Origin of the sequence: Stenotrophomonas acidaminiphila (assembly GCA_002951995.1) — a bacterium.
Lineage (GTDB): Bacteria > Pseudomonadota > Gammaproteobacteria > Xanthomonadales > Xanthomonadaceae > Stenotrophomonas > Stenotrophomonas acidaminiphila_A.
Genome location: CP019797.1, coordinates 3,089,764 through 3,105,702, shown reverse-complemented (window position 1 = coordinate 3,105,702; position 15,939 = coordinate 3,089,764). Strand labels below are relative to the sequence as shown.

Sequence of the window (15,939 nt, the reverse complement as noted above, 5' to 3'; positions counted from 1 at the left end):
CGGCGCCTCAGGCGATCACGAACAGCGGCTGGTCGAACTCCACCGGGTTGCCGCTTTCGCCGAGGATGGCGACCACGGTGCCGGACACCTCGGCCTCGATCGGGTTGAACATCTTCATCGCCTCGATGATCGCCAGGGTCTCGCCGGCCTTGACCTGCTGGCCCACGCTGACGAACGGCGGCTTGTCCGGCGACGGCGACGCGTAATAGGTGCCGACCATCGGCGCGCGCTGCACGTGGCCGTCCGGCAGGGCGTTGCCCGGCTTGGCGGTGCCGCCGGTGGACGCTTCGGTCGGCGAGCTCATCGGCATCGGCGCGGCCGCGGCCGGGGCGGCGACCGGGGCCGGGGCGGCCATCACCGGCGCCGGCGCGTAGCCGCCGACCGGGGTGCGCGACAGGCGCACGGATTCCTCGCCTTCCTTGATCTCGATCTCCGCCAGGTTCGACTCTTCCAGCAGGTCGATCAGCTTCTTGATTTTGCGCAGGTCCATAGGATGCCTCTTGGGTGGTGTAGGCGGTGGCGCGCTCGCGCCCACCGCCCGGGAATGGGGGTCACAGCCGCAGCAGTGCCGCGTCCATGGCGTAGCGGTAACTGTCCGCGCCGAAGCCGCAGACCACGCCGACCGCCTTGTCGCTGAAATAGCTGTGCTGGCGGAACGGCTCGCGGGCGTGGGGGTTGGACAGGTGGATCTCGATGAACGGGATGGCCACCGCGGCCAGCGCGTCGCGCAGCGCCACCGAAGTGTGGGTGAAGGCGGCCGGGTTGATCAGGATGAAACCGGTACCATCGCCGCGCGCGGCCTGCACCCGCTCCACCAGCACATGCTCGGCGTTGGACTGCAGGCTCTCCACCGCGTGCCCCGCCGCCTGCGCCTGGCGCGCCAGCGCGGCGTCGATGTCGGCCAGCGTGGTGTGCCCATAGACCTCCGGCTCGCGCGTGCCGAGCAGGTTCAGGTTGGGGCCGTGGAGGACCAGCAGTTTTGCCATGGGCCAGCGGTGGGCGGGAAAGGGCGGCAGTGTGAGCGAACCGGGGAATACTGTCCAGTTCGGCGAAATTGACGACGTTTTAATCGATTGTTTGAAATTGCCCGGGATCCCGCCGGGTGCCCGGGGCGTCGTGTGGACGCATGCGCGCGGCGTCCGCGGGGCGCCATGGGCGCGGCGTGCTGGCGGATGTTGGCGTCACGTTCGCCGCGGTTAGCGCGCTTCTTCGTCCAGCCCGGCCCACGCCTCGATCTCACCGGCCTTGAACGGGCCCAGCTTCTGCCGGACCACGCGCCCCTGCGCGTCGATCAGCACGCTGTAGGGCAGCAGCCCCTGGTGGTTGCCCAGTTTGACGCTGGCGTCGGCCGGGCCGGGGGTCTCCAGCACGATCGGGTAATACACCGGCACGTTGCCGAGAAAATCGAGCACGGCTTCATGCGTGTCCAGTGCCAGCCCCACCACCTGCGGGCCGTCGTCGGCATGGCGGGCGGCGAAGCGCGCCAGTTCCGGCATCTCCTCGATGCAGGGGGCGCACCAGCTGGCCCAGACGTTGATCAGCAGCGGCCGGCCCAGGAAGCGGTCCGGGAACCGCACCGGCATGCCGTCCAGGTCGGGCAGGGTGAAGGCCGGCACCCGGTCGCCCGGGGCGAGCGCCGCGGGCGCCGTGGCCGCGGGCGGCGTCGACGGCTCGTTCATCGGCGGCAGCGCGGGCCGGCTCAGCCAGGCGCCGGCGGCCAGCCCGGCCGCCGCGGCGATGCCCACCACCCACCCTGCCGCGCTGCGCATCTCAGCGCGCCGCGCGCAGCAGCGCGTCCTCGACGATGGCCTGGGTCAGCACGGTCGGCAGCACGCGCGGCGGCGCACCCGGCCCGTACACCACGTACAGCGGCACGCCCACCGCCTTGTGCTGCTCCAGGAACGCGCTGATCTGCGGGTCCACGTTGGTCCAGTCGCCGCGCATGTACACCGCGTCCACCCGCTTGAGGGTGTCGCGGAACGTATCGCGGTCGAGCACGTTGCGTTCGTTGGCCTTGCAGGTCACGCACCAGTCGGCGGTCATGTTGACGAATACCACGCGGTTGTCCGCGCGCAGCCGGTCCAGCATTTCCGGCGAGTACGCCACCGTGCCCTCGCTGGCCGCGCGTGCCGGCGGTTCCATGCGGGTCACGCCCCACACCGGCACCAGTGCCAGCAGCGCCAGCACCGCGCCCAGCGCCATGCCCGCGCGGCGGCTGCGCCAGCGGTTGCGCTCGAACCACCACAGCCCCAGCGCCAGCAGCGCCGCGCCGGCCAGCAGCAGCGCCATCGCGTCGATGCCGCGCTGCTTGCCCAGCACCCACAGCAGCCAGATCGCGGTCAGGTACATCGGGAACGCCAGCACCTGCTTGAAGGTTTCCATCCAGGCGCCGGGCCTGGGCAGGCGCCGGGCCAGCGCCGGCACGAAGCCGATCAGCAGGAACGGCAGCGCCAGCCCCAGCCCCAGGGCCAGGAACACCAGCATCGCCACCGCCGCCGGCGCGGTGAACGCATAGGCCAGCGCCGGGCCCATGAACGGGGCGATGCACGGGCTGGCGACCACGCAGGCCAGCACCCCGGTGAAGAAGTCGCCGGCCGCGTCCTGGCGCTGCGCCAGCGACTGGCCGACGCCGCCGAGGTTGCCGCCCAGGGTGAACACGCCGCTCAGGCTCAGGCCGACCACGAACATCAGGTACACCAGCGCGGCGATGAACCACGGGTGCTGCAGCTGGAAGCCCCAGCCGGCGGCCTGCCCGGCCGCGCGCAGGGCCAGTACCAGCGCGCCGATGGCGGTGAACGCCACCAGCACCCCCAGCGTGTACCACAGCGCGTGGCGGCGGGCGTGCTGGCGGCTCTCACCGCTCTGCGCCAGCCCCAGCACCTTCAGCGACAGCACCGGCAGCACGCATGGCATCAGGTTCAGGACCAGGCCGCCGGCCAGCGCCAGCAGCAGGATCCACGCCAGCGAGTCATCCTCGCCGGCGCTGCCCGGCGGCTGGCTGCGGCCGGCGTTGTCGGCCGAGGCGTCGGGCGTGGTGGCGGCGCCGTTGCCGCTGTCGTTGGAACGGACCACCAGCGGCTGCGGGGCGGGCGGGTTGGCCGGGTCGATGGCCACCGGGTCGGCGGGCTTGCGACCACTGGGCAGCGGCGTGATCACCAGCGGCGTGACCATGGCCTCGCCGCTGGGCGAGACCTTGCCGGCGGGCAGCGACAGCCGCACCCGCCGGGTCATCGGCGGGTAGCAGATGCCGTCGGTCTGGCAGCCCTGGAAGGTGGCCACCAGCGTCGCCGGGCTGGCGTCGGCGCGTTCGCGGTGCAGCGGCAGCGGGACGTCGACCTGGTCGAAGTAGACCACCACGTTGCCGAAATGCTCGTCGCGGTGGGAGGTGCCCGCCGGCCACTGAGGCTTGCCGGTGCGGATCCCGGCCGCGCCTTCCAGCGCCAGCGAGGTGCGGTCGCGGTACAGGTAGTAGCCCGGTGCCGGCGAGAACCGCAGCAGCAGGCGGTTGCCGTCGTCGACGATCGCCTCGAAGCCGAACGCCTGCTCCGAGGGCAGCGGCAGCGACTGGGTGGCGGCGCTGCCCGGCAGCTTCAGGCCGCCGCCGTCGGTGCGCGCCAGCGGGTTGAACAGCGGCGCGCCGGTCGCCGCGGCAGGGGTGGCCGCGGCGCCGGGCAGCCGGACCTCGACGGTGCGCTTCTGCGGCGGATAGCACACGCCGGCATCGGCGCAGCCCTGGTAGCGCACCTCCAGCGTCACCGTCCCGGCGGCGGCGTCCGCGGTGCCGGGCAGGGTGGCCTTGAGCTGCCGGTGGTAGGTCTCGACGTCACCGAAGAACTCGTCGTGCTTCTTTTCCCCGGCCGGCATCTGCAGCGCGCCGGCGCTGAACCCGGGCCCGGCCTTGACGCTGGTGCGGTGGCGGTAGAGGTAGTAGCCCGGGGCGATGTCCCAGCGCAGCTCGATGCGGTCGCGCGTGTCCGCCTGGACCTGGAGGGCGAAGGCCTGGTCGACCGGCAGCAGGTCCTTCTCGTCCAGGGCGAGCGCCGGGAAGGCACAGAGGGTAAGCAGGCACAGGGCGGTGAAACGGCGCAACAGCATCTTCAAGTCAGGTCCTCGCGGGTCTGGGCCCGGATCCAGTCCAGGTAGGCCGGCAGCCCCGCGCTGGGGAAACGGCCAGTATTTCCGGCAATTCATACGGGTGGTGCTGCAGGAGCGCCGCGGTCAGCGCGTCCAGGCGATCGGCGGTGGTCTTGATCAGCAGCTGGACTTCCTCCGCCTGCTCGACCCGCTCCTGCCAGCGATACACAGACTGTATATGCGGCAACAAGTTCACGCAGGCGGCCAGCCGCTGCTCGACCAGCAGCCGGGCAAGCGCCTGGGCGGTGGCGGCGTCGGGGCAGGTACAGAAGACAAGGCGGGCGTCCATCCGCGGCATTGTCGCAGATGCCGCCGCCGCCGCCGGGGCACCGGTGGCGGGGTCGCAGGAAGTTGGGTTCAGGCACTTGAAAGCCCGCCGGCGGTCCCCATTTCCCAGCCAAGCCCGGCGACGGGCGTTTTTAGGCGTGGCGTCGCTGCTGCCGGACGGCAGCGGTGGCGACCACCGGACTTTCCAGACCCATCACCAACATCCAAGAGGTCTCACATGAGCATCAAGCCGCTGCACGACCGCGTCGTGGTCAAGCCCATCGAAGCCGAGGAAGTCTCTGCCGGTGGCATCCTGATCCCCGATTCGGCCAAGGAAAAGTCCACCAAGGGCGAAGTCGTGGCCGTCGGCCCCGGCAAGCCGCTGGACAACGGCAGCGTCCGCGCCCCGGCGCTGAAGGTCGGCGACAAGGTCATCTACGGCCAGTACGCCGGTTCCACCTACAAGGCCGACGGCGTCGAATACAAGGTGCTGCGTGAGGACGACGTGCTGGCCGTGATCGGCTGAGCCGCGTTTCCGAACGACTCCCAAGACCCCTTAAACCCTGATCCACTGAGGTATAGCAATGGCTGCCAAGGATATCCGTTTCGGTGAAGACGCCCGTTCGCGCATGGTGCGCGGCGTCAACATTCTCGCCAATGCCGTCAAGGCGACCCTGGGCCCGAAGGGCCGCAACGTCGTGCTCGAGAAGAGCTTCGGCGCCCCGACCATCACCAAGGACGGCGTGTCCGTCGCCAAGGAAATCGAACTGGCCGACAAGTTCGAGAACATGGGCGCGCAGATGGTCAAGGAAGTCGCTTCCAAGACCAACGACAACGCCGGTGACGGCACCACCACCGCCACCGTGCTGGCCCAGGCCCTGATCCGCGAAGGCGCCAAGGCCGTGGCCGCCGGCATGAACCCGATGGACCTCAAGCGCGGCATCGACAAGGCCGTCGTGGCCGCCGTCGCCGAGCTGAAGAACATCTCCAAGCCCACCGCCGACGACAAGGCCATCGCCCAGGTCGGCACCATCTCGGCCAACTCGGACGAGTCGATCGGCAACATCATCGCCGAAGCCATGAAGAAGGTCGGCAAGGAAGGCGTGATCACCGTCGAGGAAGGCTCGGGCCTGGAGAACGAGCTGGACGTGGTCGAGGGCATGCAGTTCGACCGCGGCTACCTGTCGCCGTACTTCATCAACAACCAGCAGGCGCAGTCGGCCGACCTGGACGACCCGTTCATCCTGCTGCACGACAAGAAGATCTCCAACGTCCGTGACCTGCTGCCGGTGCTGGAAGGCGTGGCCAAGGCCGGCAAGCCGCTGCTGATCGTCGCCGAGGACATCGAAGGCGAGGCGCTGGCGACCCTGGTGGTCAACACCATCCGCGGCATCGTCAAGGTCGTGGCGGTCAAGGCCCCGGGCTTCGGCGACCGTCGCAAGGCGATGCTGGAAGACATGGCCGTGCTGACCGGCGGCACCGTGATCTCCGAGGAAGTGGGCCTGTCGCTGGAGAAGGCCACCATCAAGGACCTGGGCCGCGCCAAGAAGGTGCAGGTCTCCAAGGAGAACACCACCATCATCGACGGCGCCGGCGATGCCGCCGCCATCGAATCGCGCGTCAAGCAGATCAAGGTGCAGATCGAGGACACCACCTCCGATTACGACCGCGAGAAGCTGCAGGAGCGCGTGGCCAAGCTGGCCGGTGGCGTTGCCGTGATCAAGGTCGGTGCTTCGACCGAGATCGAAATGAAGGAAAAGAAGGACCGCGTCGACGACGCCCTGCACGCCACCCGTGCGGCGGTCGAGGAAGGCGTGGTGCCGGGCGGCGGCGTCGCCCTGATCCGTGCGGTCACCGCGCTGGCCGGCCTGAAGGGCGCCAACGAAGACCAGAACCACGGCATCCAGATCGCCCTGCGCGCCATGGAAGCCCCGCTGCGCGAGATCGTCGCCAACGCCGGTGAAGAGCCGTCGGTCATCGTCAACAAGGTCAAGGAAGGCACCGGCAGCTTCGGCTACAACGCCGCCTCGGGCGAGTTCGGCGACATGCTGGAGTTCGGCATCCTGGATCCGACCAAGGTGACCCGTTCGGCGCTGCAGAACGCCGCCTCGATCGCCGGCCTGATGATCACCACCGAAGCGATGGTGGCCGAGGCCCCGAAGAAGGACGAGCCGGCCGCTGCCGGTGGCATGGGTGGCATGGGTGGCATGGGCGGCATGGACTTCTAAGTCCGCCGCAGCCTCACCGCTGCCGTTGCACGAAGGAACCCCGCCGCGAGGCGGGGTTTCTGCTTTCCGGTTCCCCGTCGCCGGACCGGGTGTCTTGTGGGGCGAGGCTCGCCCCGCACGATGGATTTTGCGATGAAGCTACCGTGCCGTAGGTGCAGGGCTCGCCCCGCACCGGGCTTTCGCGGTGAAGCTTCATGCGGGGCAAGCCCCGCATCTACGGTATGCGGGTTGTTTCGATGCCGGGCGCTCACCGCAACTGCGCGCGCACCCACTGCACGATCGCGCCGGCCGGCATCGCCCCGGACTGGCGCGCCAGCTCGCGGCCGCCGTGCAGCAGCACCAGCGTGGGGATGCTGCGGATACCGAAGCGCGCCGCCAGCGCCGGTTCGGCCTCGGTGTCGAGCTTGCCCAGGCGCACCTGCGGCTCCAGCTGCGCGGCCGCTCTGGCGAACTCCGGTGCCATCTGCCGGCAGGGGCCGCACCAGGCCGCCCAGAAGTCGACCAGCAGCGGCAGCTGCGAGCGCTGCGCGTGGGCCTCGAAGGCGGCGGCGTCGAGCGCCACCGGGGTGGCGGCGAACAGCGGCCGGTGGCAGCGTCCGCACGCCGGCGACTGCGCCAGCCGCGCGGCCGGCAGGCGGTTGATGGCGTTGCAGTGCGGGCAGGCGACCTGCAGCAGGGTGTCGGTGGTCATGGCCGGGCCTCGCCGGGCATCGGGGGAAGACGCACAAGTATCGCGCCCCGGGGGTGAATCGCGGTTGCGGTTGAAACTGTCGCATCGCACAAAAAACCGTGTTATCAATGCTGCCCATGAACGCAACCCGCGCCAGCTTTTACTTCTGGTACTACTTTCCGAAGCCGCTGGCGGAGGAAGGACTGCGCTCACCCTGAAGAAACTTTCAGACGCACTCCCGAAAAGCCGCCAGCGAACCTGGCGGCTTTTTTCATGGCGCACATCCCTGTGCGCCACCCTGCGGGCGGCTTCGCCGTGAAAAACGACTGTCCTGCCGTTTTTTCATGCCGCCTTCCGCTGGGGCCCCCACCACGCTTGACACCGGAGACCCCGCAATGCCCCCCACACCGACGACCTTCGCATCCGCCGGCTCGATCCGCTGACCCCGCCGGCGCACCTGATCTCGCTGCTGCCCTGCGACGAGCAGGCCTCGCAGACGGTGGCCGACGCCCGCGCCGCGCTGCACCACATCCTGCATGGCCATGACGACCGCCTGGCGGTGGTGGTCGGGCCGTGCTCGATCCACGACCCGGTGGCGGCGATGGACTACGCCCAGCGCCTGCGCCCGCTGCGCGACGCGCTTGGCGGCGAACTCGAAATCGTCATGCGCGTGTACTTCGAGAAGCCGCGCACCACCGTCGGCTGGAAGGGGCTGATCAACGACCCGGACCTGGACGGCAGCTTCAACATCAACAAGGGCCTGCGGGTGGCGCGCGGCCTGCTGCGCGACATCAACCGGCTGGGCCTGCCGGCCGGCGTGGAGTTCCTCGACGTGATCTCGCCGCAGTACATCGCCGACCTGGTGGCCTGGGGCGCGATCGGCGCGCGCACCACCGAAAGCCAGGTGCACCGCGAGCTGGCCTCCGGGCTGTCGTGCCCGGTGGGCTTCAAGAACGGCACCACCGGCGACGTCAAGATCGCCGCCGATGCGGTGGGCGCGGCCTCGCATCCGCACCATTTCCTGTCGGTCACCAAGGAAGGCGGCACCGCCATCGTCGCCACCCGCGGCAACCCCGACTGCCACGTCATCCTGCGCGGCGGCAAGCTGCCCAACTTCGACGCGGCCAGCGTGCAGGCGGCCAGCGAGGTGCTGGCCAGGGCGCAGCTGCCGGCGCGGTTGATGATCGACGCCAGCCATGCCAACAGCAGCAAGAAGCCGGAGAACCAGCCGCAGGTGATCGCGGACATCGCCGGGCAGCTGGAAGCGGGCGAATCGCGCGTGGTCGGGGTCATGGTCGAGAGCCACCTGGTCGCCGGCCGCCAGGACCTGGTCGACGGCCAGCCATTGGTCTACGGCCAGAGCATCACCGACGGCTGCATCGGCTGGGACAGCACCGTGCAGGTGCTCGAGCGCCTGGCCGAGGCGGTGCGGGTGCGCCGCCGCGCGCGGCTGGAGGCGGCCGCCTGAGCGGGTGTGACGCCTGCACTGGCAACGGCCGGCCGCTCCAAGTAGCTTACCCGGCGGGAGGCGCCAGGCCTCCCGCCTGCTGTGTGGAACAGGACGCGCCGCGTCCGGCAGGAAGCCGATCAATCACCGTACCAGGGAGAAGGAAGTGATGCGTATCCTCAGTTGCACCGTCGCGATGGCATTGATGCTGGTGCCGGCACTGGCCGTGGCCAAAAAGCCGGTCCAGGACTCGGGCAGTGGCTGCCTGCAGAATCTGTCGGTGACCGGCGGCTTCACCACCGGCAAGCAGTTCCTGGCCGCGACCGAACACGAAGGCGTCAGCTACGCCGAAGCCTTCCGCAAGACCGTCGCCGCGATCGAGGCCGAGGGCATGGTGTCGGTGTCGCCGAACGAGCGCACCGGCTACATCGCCGCCGAGAACCCGGTGCGCGGTGGCGGCGGTTCCACCGTGCCGCTGCGCACCACCGTGCGCCGCCAGGACGACGGCAGCATCCGCGTGGAAGTGCGTTTCAGCATCAAGGGCGGGCAGATGACCTCGAACAAGGCCGTGGGCGAGGGCATGTGCAAGATCGCCGACGCCGCCAGCCTGTAAGCCGCGGACGGGGCAACGTGGCCGGCGGCGCCTGGTTCCTGTACCTGCTGGAGTGCAGCGGCGGCAGCTACTACGCCGGCATCACCACCGACGTGCAGGCGCGCTTCCAGGCGCATGCGGCCGGCAAGGGCGCGCGCTACACCCGCGCGCACCCGCCGCTGCGCGTGCTGGGTGTCCGCCAGTACGCCGACCGCGCCGCCGCGTCGCGCGCGGAGTGGCAGCTGAAGCGGCAACCGCGCGACCGCAAGCTGGCCTGGCTCGAACACGGCGGCCGATAAGGGTAGATTCGGGCCTGGCCGTGGGGCTTTGCGCGGCCACAGCGGCCCGCTTGCGGCGGGCCTCCGGCCGGAGCGGGGCGGCGGCGGTGCCGCGGTGTCGCGCGCCGGCGACTCCAGCAGCGGGGAAACCTGATGAAGGGTTGGTTCGAGTTGCATCGCAGCAGTGACGGCCAGTTCCACTTCGTGCTCAAGGCCGGCAATGCCGAAGTCATCCTGGGCAGCGAGCGCTACACCACGCGCGCGGCCGCGGAGAACGGCATCGCCTCGGTACGCGCCAACTGTGCCGACGACGCGCGCTACGCGCGCAGGACGGCCAGCGACGGCCGTTACCATTTCAACCTCACGGCGGCCAACCACCAGGTGATCGGCAGCAGCCAGCTGTATGCATCGCGGGCCGCGCGCGAAGCCGGCATCAGCAGCGTCAAGGCCAACGGCCAGGCCACGACGGTCAAGGACCAGACCGGCGGCTGAGCCGGGCCCGCCCGTAAACGCATGAAGCCCGGGAATCCCGGGCTTCATGCGGTGCGGCAAATGCGGGCCTCAGGCCTTCATCGTGCCGGTGTCCAGCCAGCGCTGGTGCCAGGACAGCGCCTCCGGCAGCAGGTGCGGGGTGTGCTTGCCGTAGCTGTCGCGGCAGGCACGCTCGAAATAATCGCTGAGCTGGTCGCGGAACTCCGGGTGCACGCAGTTGGCGATCAGCGTGCGTGCGCGGGCCCGCGGCGGCAGCCCGCGCAGGTCGGCCAGGCCCTGCTCGGTGACCACCACCGCCACGTCGTGCTCGGTGTGGTCGACATGGCTGACCATCGGCACGATCGAGGAAATGCTGCCGTTCTTGGCGGTGGACGGGCTCAGGAAGATCGACAGGAAGCCGTTGCGCGCGAAGTCGCCCGAGCCGCCGATGCCGTTCATGATGCTGCTGCCCATGACATGGGTGGAATTGATGTTGCCGTAGATGTCGGCCTCGATCATGCCGTTCATGCCGATGCAGCCCAGCCGGCGCACCAGCTCCGGGTGGTTGGACACTTCCTGCGAGCGCATGATGATGCGCTGCCGGTAGAAGTCGATGTTGCGCATGAACTCCTCGGTGGCCACCGGGCTCAGCGCGAAGCCGGTGCACGAGGCATAGCGCAGCACGCCGGTGCGCAGCAGCTCGAGCATGCCGTCCTGGATCACCTCGGTGAATGCTTCCAGGTCGCGGAAGCCGCTGCTGGCCAGCCCCGCCAGCACCGCATTGGGAATGTTGCCCACGCCCGACTGCAGCGGCAGCAGGTTGGCCGGCAGGCGCCCGCGCGCCACTTCATGCTTGAGGAACTCGATCAGGTGCCCGGCGATGCGCTGGCTGTCGGCATCGGGCGGGTTGAACGGGCTGTTGCGGTCCGGCGCGTGGGTCAGCACCACCGCGGCGATCTTGTCCGGGTCGCAGCGCAGCGTGGTCTGGCCGATGCGGTCGTCGCCGCGCACCAGCGGGATCGGCTTGCGGTGCGGCGGCAGCGCGGTGCCGTAATAGACGTCGTGCATGCCGTCCATGCCCAGCGGCTGCCACGCGTTGACCTCGATGATCACCTTCTTGGCCAGGTCCAGCCAGGTCTTGTTGTTGCCCACCGAGGTGGACGGCACCAGCGAGCCGTCGGCGTGGATCGCCGAGACCTCGACCACCGCGGTGTCGATCTCGTTGTAGAAGCCGAACCACACGTGCTGGGCGACGTGCGACAGGTGGATGTCCAGGTAGTCCAGCTTGCCGGCGTTGATGCGCTTGCGCGCGTCCGGGTCGCTCTGGAACGGCATGCGCATGGCGATGCCATCGACCTTGGCCAGCGCGCCGTCCAGCTCCGGCGCGGTCGAGGCGCCGGTCAGCAGGTTGATGCGGAACTCCTCGCCGCGCGCGTGCGCCTGTTCGATGCGCTGGGCCAGGCACTGCGGCACCGCCTTGGGGTAACCGGAACCGGTGAAACCGCTCATCGCGACGGTTTCGCCCGGCTGGATCAGGCTGGCGGCGTGTTCGGCGGAGACGACCCGTTCGCGCAGGCGCGGGTCCAGGATGCGTTCTACAGACATGGAAACGACGTTGGCTCGTGGGGATGGCCGATTATCCCGGATGGCGGCCACCGGCGGTGTTCTACCTTCGTGGGATGGCATTCGCCCGGCGATGCGGGGGCGGCGGGGCCGGCCACGGGCCGTTTCAGGGGCCTTGCCGGTGCCAGCGGCTTTTTTGCACTGCAGCGTGCAACTTGTACGCCGACCCCGCAGGATCGCCCTGCATCCCGACGTGGGGGAGGGAGCAAAGCCCGCTGGCAGTTCGCTGCCAGCGGGCTTTTTACTTGCGGTCTCCCGGTGCCGTGCCCGGTGCCGCGGTCGGCCTTACAACTGCACCAGGTGCTCGGGCCGCGCGCCCGCTACCGCACTCAGCGCAATGTGCCGGTTGAAGGTCACCAGCCGCCCGCCGTGGTGCACCGCGAGCGCCAGCAGGTACAGATCGGTCAACTGTCGCGGACTGTGGATGTAGGCGTGCTGGAAATGCGTGCGATCCAGCACGCTGATGGCGTCTGGCCAGAACGCATGGAAGGGCGTGGACGTGGAACGCGCCAGCATGCTCACCAGGCTGCCCAGCGGTTGCGGCTTGGCGTATCCGGGCTGGGACATGATGCGCAGGCAACCGTTCTGGGTAAGCGGACAACTGGCCCAGCCATGCGCGATATGCGTGCGCAGCCAGGCCGAGGCAGGGTGATGGTGGACGTGGTCGCTGTCGTGCAGTGCGATCAGCACGTTCACGTCGAGCAACGCACGCATCAGATGCCCTCTTCGTCGCGCAGGCGGTCGATGAGTTCATTGCTGACCACCACGCCGCGTGGCGGCAGCGGATGAATGCCGTAATCGGCCAGGGGTTCGGCCACGCCGGTCGTGCCCCAGGGGGCATCGGACTGGGCGAACGCCCGCCGCGCCAGTTCGCTGATCACCTGGCCGAGTGGCTTCTTCTCGCGGCGTGCCAGCTCCTTGGCGGCAAACAGCACGTCGTCGGCGATGTCGAGGGTGGTGCGCATGAGGCTCTCCCTGATGATTGATGCGTGATGCTGTCACATCAGCTGTCTTGGAGCCTCCGCTCCCGCGGGGCAGGCGCCCGGCAATGCCAGAATGGGCCCATGACCTTGCCGATTTCCGACCCGCCCCCGCCCGTGGCCGCCCTGCTCGACCGCGCCATCGCCCGCCTCAGGCTCGCCGCGCCAGACCCGGCGCACTGGCCGCAGGTCCCTGACGTCGAGGCCGGCCTGCGGCGGCTGGCGCTGGCCAGCGATTTCGCCATCGACACCCTGTGCCGGCAGCCGGAGCTGCTGGCGCAGCTGGCCGTCGACGCGCCGCTGCCGCTGCCCGTGCTCGACCCGCTGCAGCCCAGCGCCTGGCCGGTGCAGCTGCGCCGCTACCGCGCCGCCGCCTCCACCCGGCTGGTCTGGCGCGACGTGAACGGGCTGGACGACGTCGACGCCACCCTGCGCGGCGCCACCGCCCTGGCCGAGGACTGCCTGCAGCTAGCGCTGGCCGCGCTGGAGCAGGAGTTCGCCCAGCGCCACGGCGTGGTCCGCGCCGACGACGGCAGCGCACAGCGGCTGGTGGTGTTCGGGCTGGGCAAGCTGGGCGGCGGCGAACTCAATTTTTCCTCCGACATCGACCTGGTCTATGCCTACCCGCAGGCGGGCGAGTCCGACGGCGCGCGGCCGCTGGCGGCCGAGGAATACTTCGCGCGGCTGGGCCAGCGCCTGGCGCGGCTGCTGGACGAAACCACCGCCGACGGCTTCTGCCACCGCGTCGACCTGCGCCTGCGTCCGTTCGGCAGCGCCGGGCGGGTGGCGCTGTCCTTCGCCGGCATGGACCAGTACTTCCAGCGCGAAGGCCGCGACTGGGAGCGCTATGCGTGGATCAAGGCACGCGCGGTGGCCGGCGACATCGCCGCCGGCGAGGCCTGGCTGGAAACCCTGCGCCCGTTCGTCTACCGCCGCTACCTGGACTTCACCGCGCTCGACGGCCTGCGCGAGATGAAAGCCGCGATCACCGCCGAAGTCGCACGCAGCGACCGCTTCGACGACATCAAGCGCGGCCCCGGCGGCATCCGCGAGATCGAGTTCCTCGCCCAGGCGCTGCAGCTGATCCGCGGTGGCCGCGAACCGGCGCTGCGCGAACGGCGGCTGCTGCCGGCGCTGCAGGCGCTGGTGGAATCCGGGCAGATGGACGCGGCCGACGGCGCCGCGCTGGCCCACGCCTACCGCTTCCTGCGCCGGCTGGAGAACCGCCTGCAGATGCTGCGCGACGCGCAGACCCACCGCCTGCCGGCCGATGCCGACGACCGCCTGCGCATCGCGCTGGGCCTGGGCCATGCCGGCTGGGACCAACTGCTGGTGGCGCTGGACGAGCAGCGCCAGTGTGTGGCCACCGAATTCGCCGCGCTGCTGGCGCCACGCCGCGGCCAGGCCGCGCCCGACGCGCTGTCCAGCTACTGGCGGGTGCTGCCCGGTGGCGGCGACGCCGAGGTGCTGGCCGCGGCCGGCTTCGCCGACGCCGCCGGCGCCGACCAGTCGCTGCGCGAGTTCGCGCAGTCGCTCGGGGTGAAATCGCTGTCCGACGCCGCGCGCGCGCGCCTGGACCGGGTGCTGCCGGCATTGCTGCACGCGGCCACCCGCTCGCCGCAGCCCGACGCCGCGCTGCGCCGCGTGCTCGGCCTGCTGCAGGCGATCCTGCGCCGCACCAGCTACCTGGCGCTGCTGGACGAACAACCCAGCGCGCTTACCCGGCTGGTCAACGTGCTGGCGCGCAGCGCGCTGCTGTCCGAACGCCTGGTGGCGTTCCCGCTGCTGCTGGACGAACTGCTGGACACGCGCGTGGCCGGGCCGCTGCCGGAGGCGCAGGAAATGCGCGACGCGTGCGCCGCGGCACTGGCCATCGACGACCCGGAAGCCGCGCTGCGCGCGCTCAACGAGGTACGCCTGGCGCTGAGCTTCCGCATGGCGCTGGCCTTCCACGATGGCCGCCAGCGCGCGGTGGACTGCACCCGGCAGCTGGCGCAGCTGGCCGACGCCGTGGTCGACACCGTGCTGGCCATGGCGCACGCCGACCTGGCCGCCGCACATGGCCAGGTGCCCGGCGGGCGCTTCGCCATCATCGGCTACGGCAGCCTGGGCGGGCTGGAACTGGGCTTCGGGTCCGACCTGGACCTGGTGTTCCTGTACGACCACCCGCCCGCGGCCGAGGAAAGCGACGGCCGGCGCCCGCTGGAGAGCAGCCGCTGGTTCGCGCGGCTGGCGCAGAAAGTGATGGCGCTGCTGTCGGCGGTCACCGCCGCCGGGCGCCTGTACGACATCGACGTGCGCCTGCGCCCGGACGGCGGCAAGGGCGCGCTGGTGTCCTCGCTGGCCAGCTACACCGAATACCAGCGCGAGCGCGCCTGGACCTGGGAACACCAGGCACTGGTGCGCGCCCGCGGCGTGGCCGGCGACGCGGCCCTGCTGGCCGCGTTCGAGCAGGTGCGCGGCAGCACGCTGGGCCGCACCCGCGACCCCGGCACCCTGTTCGGCGACGTGTTGAAGATGCGCGCGCGCATGCGCGCCGAGCTGGACCGCAGCGATGCCGCGCGGCTGGACCTCAAGCAGGGCGCCGGCGGCCTGGTGGACCTGGAGTTCCTGCTGCAGACCGGCGTGCTGGCCGGCGCGGCGAGCGCCCCGGCGCTGTGCGGGCCGCGCGAAACCCCACGCCTGATCGACGCGCTGGCCACCAGCGGCTGGCTGCCGCCCGCCACCGCCACGGCCCTGCACGACGCCCACGCCACCCTGCTCGATGCCGGACTGTCGTGCACCCTGGACCGGCGCCCGCGCATCACCGTGCCGACCCCGGGCATCGAAAGCGCGTGCGCGGCGATCACCGCCGCGGCGGTGGCGCAGGGCCTGCCGTTCGAAGCGTAGGTACCGGGCTTGCCATTCGAAGCGTAGGCGCCGGGCTTGCCTGGCACGGGGCATCACCAGGAAAGCCGAATGCGGAGCAAGCCCCGCATCTACGCCGTGATGGTCATTGCCGCAGGGAGGCAGGCTGCCGATGCGTTGTGCGCGCTGTGATTGCACGACGCAGGTGTACTCGCGACCGCGGGACCGTAGGTGCCGGGCTCGCCCGGCACGGGCTTCACCGGGAAGGCCGAATGCGGGGCAAGCCCCGCATCTACGCTGCGATGGTCATTGCCGCAAGGAGGCAGGTTGCCGAGGCGATGTTCGCGCGGGGATGGCACGACGCAGGTGCAGCCATGCCCCGCGGAACCGTAGGTGCCGGGC

Annotated in this window: 15 protein-coding genes and 1 pseudogene; 7 read left to right on the top strand and 9 right to left on the bottom strand. The window is 70.4% G+C overall.

What is annotated here, in order from left to right; genetic code table 11:
- Nucleotides 1-7: 7 nt before the first annotated feature.
- From B1L07_13840 to B1L07_13820, 5 genes and pseudogenes are all read right to left on the bottom strand, one after another.
- Entirely contained in the window at nucleotides 8-490 is a 483-nt protein-coding gene (locus tag B1L07_13840) for an acetyl-CoA carboxylase, biotin carboxyl carrier protein (protein AUZ55990.1), read from the bottom strand.
- Nucleotides 491-551: 61 nt separating this feature from the next.
- Nucleotides 552-986, bottom strand: a complete 435-nt coding sequence (locus tag B1L07_13835; GenBank protein AUZ55989.1) for a type II 3-dehydroquinate dehydratase — start codon at nucleotides 984-986, stop codon at nucleotides 552-554.
- A 210-nt stretch (nucleotides 987-1,196) separates the two neighbouring features.
- On the bottom strand, nucleotides 1,197-1,769 hold the full coding sequence (locus B1L07_13830; GenBank protein AUZ55988.1) for a thioredoxin: 573 nt from the start codon (nucleotides 1,767-1,769) through the stop codon (nucleotides 1,197-1,199).
- Between the two features lies 1 nt (nucleotide 1,770).
- Entirely contained in the window at nucleotides 1,771-4,095 is a 2,325-nt protein-coding gene (locus tag B1L07_13825; GenBank protein ID AUZ55987.1) for a cytochrome C biogenesis protein, read from the bottom strand.
- 2 nt (nucleotides 4,096-4,097) lie between these two features.
- Nucleotides 4,098-4,432, bottom strand: a pseudogene (locus B1L07_13820) (divalent-cation tolerance protein CutA).
- 207 nt (nucleotides 4,433-4,639) lie between these two features.
- Here B1L07_13820 and B1L07_13815 point away from each other — a divergent pair.
- Nucleotides 4,640-4,927 (top strand): co-chaperone GroES, encoded by a 288-nt coding sequence (locus B1L07_13815; protein AUZ55986.1) that lies wholly within the window; start codon nucleotides 4,640-4,642, stop codon nucleotides 4,925-4,927.
- A 58-nt stretch (nucleotides 4,928-4,985) separates the two neighbouring features.
- On the top strand, nucleotides 4,986-6,629 hold the full coding sequence (locus B1L07_13810) for a chaperonin GroL (protein AUZ55985.1): 1,644 nt from the start codon (nucleotides 4,986-4,988) through the stop codon (nucleotides 6,627-6,629).
- Between the two features lie 247 nt (nucleotides 6,630-6,876).
- Here B1L07_13810 and B1L07_13805 read toward each other — a convergent pair whose 3' ends face one another.
- A complete protein-coding gene (locus B1L07_13805) occupies nucleotides 6,877-7,320 on the bottom strand; it encodes a thiol reductase thioredoxin (GenBank protein AUZ55984.1) in 444 nt (147 codons plus the stop codon).
- Nucleotides 7,321-7,720: 400 nt separating this feature from the next.
- Here B1L07_13805 and B1L07_13800 point away from each other — a divergent pair, with 400 nt between their 5' ends.
- The 4 genes from B1L07_13800 (at nucleotide 7,721) to B1L07_13785 (ending at nucleotide 10,108) form a co-directional block, all read left to right on the top strand.
- Entirely contained in the window at nucleotides 7,721-8,767 is a 1,047-nt protein-coding gene (locus B1L07_13800) for a 3-deoxy-7-phosphoheptulonate synthase (GenBank protein AUZ55983.1), read from the top strand.
- A 184-nt stretch (nucleotides 8,768-8,951) separates the two neighbouring features.
- Nucleotides 8,952-9,359, top strand: coding sequence for a hypothetical protein (locus B1L07_13795; protein AUZ55982.1), 408 nt, complete (start codon nucleotides 8,952-8,954; stop codon nucleotides 9,357-9,359).
- Nucleotides 9,360-9,376: 17 nt separating this feature from the next.
- Nucleotides 9,377-9,637: a hypothetical protein gene (locus B1L07_13790; GenBank protein AUZ55981.1), complete on the top strand. Its 261-nt coding sequence runs from the start codon at nucleotides 9,377-9,379 to the stop codon at nucleotides 9,635-9,637.
- A 132-nt stretch (nucleotides 9,638-9,769) separates the two neighbouring features.
- A complete protein-coding gene (locus tag B1L07_13785; GenBank protein ID AUZ55980.1) occupies nucleotides 9,770-10,108 on the top strand; it encodes a hypothetical protein in 339 nt (112 codons plus the stop codon).
- Between the two features lie 69 nt (nucleotides 10,109-10,177).
- On the opposite strand, the gene B1L07_13780 is transcribed toward B1L07_13785, so the two are convergent.
- The 3 genes from B1L07_13780 to B1L07_13770 form a co-directional block, all read right to left on the bottom strand.
- Nucleotides 10,178-11,692 carry a propionyl-CoA--succinate CoA transferase gene (locus B1L07_13780; protein ID AUZ55979.1) on the bottom strand — a complete coding sequence of 505 codons (1,515 nt, stop codon included), beginning with the start codon at nucleotides 11,690-11,692 and terminating at the stop codon, nucleotides 10,178-10,180.
- A gap of 303 nt (nucleotides 11,693-11,995) precedes the next feature.
- Nucleotides 11,996-12,424 (bottom strand): VapC toxin family PIN domain ribonuclease, encoded by a 429-nt coding sequence (locus B1L07_13775; GenBank protein AUZ55978.1) that lies wholly within the window; start codon nucleotides 12,422-12,424, stop codon nucleotides 11,996-11,998.
- Nucleotides 12,424-12,675, bottom strand: coding sequence for a hypothetical protein (locus B1L07_13770; protein AUZ55977.1), 252 nt, complete (start codon nucleotides 12,673-12,675; stop codon nucleotides 12,424-12,426). The genes B1L07_13775 and B1L07_13770 overlap by 1 nt, the downstream gene beginning before the upstream one ends.
- A gap of 99 nt (nucleotides 12,676-12,774) precedes the next feature.
- Between B1L07_13770 and B1L07_13765 the strand changes: the two genes are divergently transcribed.
- Nucleotides 12,775-15,579, top strand: coding sequence for a bifunctional glutamine synthetase adenylyltransferase/deadenyltransferase (locus tag B1L07_13765; GenBank protein ID AUZ55976.1), 2,805 nt, complete (start codon nucleotides 12,775-12,777; stop codon nucleotides 15,577-15,579).
- Nucleotides 15,580-15,939: the final 360 nt, after the last annotated feature.

Bases quoted from the DNA above. Each gene is read 5' to 3' on its own strand.
- B1L07_13770 (AUZ55977.1), bottom strand. From the start codon at position 12,675: ATGCGCACCACCCTCGACATCGCCGACGACGTGCTGTTTGCCGCCAAG.
- B1L07_13815 (AUZ55986.1), top strand. From the start codon at position 4,640: ATGAGCATCAAGCCGCTGCACGACCGCGTCGTGGTCAAGCCCATCGAA.
- B1L07_13835 (AUZ55989.1), bottom strand. From the start codon at position 986: ATGGCAAAACTGCTGGTCCTCCACGGCCCCAACCTGAACCTGCTCGGC.
- B1L07_13775 (AUZ55978.1), bottom strand. From the start codon at position 12,424: ATGCGTGCGTTGCTCGACGTGAACGTGCTGATCGCACTGCACGACAGC.
- B1L07_13795 (AUZ55982.1), top strand. From the start codon at position 8,952: ATGCTGGTGCCGGCACTGGCCGTGGCCAAAAAGCCGGTCCAGGACTCG.
- B1L07_13765 (AUZ55976.1), top strand. From the start codon at position 12,775: ATGACCTTGCCGATTTCCGACCCGCCCCCGCCCGTGGCCGCCCTGCTC.
- B1L07_13810 (AUZ55985.1), top strand. From the start codon at position 4,986: ATGGCTGCCAAGGATATCCGTTTCGGTGAAGACGCCCGTTCGCGCATG.
- B1L07_13825 (AUZ55987.1), bottom strand. From the start codon at position 4,095: ATGCTGTTGCGCCGTTTCACCGCCCTGTGCCTGCTTACCCTCTGTGCC.
- B1L07_13830 (AUZ55988.1), bottom strand. From the start codon at position 1,769: ATGCGCAGCGCGGCAGGGTGGGTGGTGGGCATCGCCGCGGCGGCCGGG.
- B1L07_13785 (AUZ55980.1), top strand. From the start codon at position 9,770: ATGAAGGGTTGGTTCGAGTTGCATCGCAGCAGTGACGGCCAGTTCCAC.
- B1L07_13840 (AUZ55990.1), bottom strand. From the start codon at position 490: ATGGACCTGCGCAAAATCAAGAAGCTGATCGACCTGCTGGAAGAGTCG.
- B1L07_13780 (AUZ55979.1), bottom strand. From the start codon at position 11,692: ATGTCTGTAGAACGCATCCTGGACCCGCGCCTGCGCGAACGGGTCGTC.
- B1L07_13805 (AUZ55984.1), bottom strand. From the start codon at position 7,320: ATGACCACCGACACCCTGCTGCAGGTCGCCTGCCCGCACTGCAACGCC.